Genomic DNA, 287 nt, shown 5'->3' on the forward strand with positions numbered 1-287 from the left:
GAACAAAAAGCTGCCGCTAAAGACGAAGTCAATCGCCTTAAAGAACAAGCGCTTAAAGATATCGATAATGCGAAGGATTTAAACGGCATTGAGGAAGCTAAGTCAAAAGCACAAGATACAATCAACCAATTTGATCCAAATCAATTTACGATTGATCAAGCCAAAGACAAAGCGAAACAAGCTATCGAAGACGCAGCTAACAACAAACTTAAAGAAATTGATAATAATCCTGACTTAACGCCAGAACAAAAAGCTGCTGCTAAAAACGAAGTCAATCGCCTTAAAGA

The 287-nt window shown here is 37.6% G+C and carries 1 protein-coding gene; it reads left to right on the top strand.

The window, feature by feature from the left end; translation table 11 throughout:
* A partial coding sequence (locus Q4528_RS13490; RefSeq protein ID WP_303522038.1) for a DUF1542 domain-containing protein occupies window positions 1–287 on the top strand: 287 nt, incomplete at both ends.

Origin of the sequence: Staphylococcus pasteuri (assembly GCF_030547725.1) — a bacterium.
In the GTDB taxonomy this organism is placed as follows: Bacteria; Bacillota; Bacilli; order Staphylococcales; family Staphylococcaceae; genus Staphylococcus; species Staphylococcus pasteuri.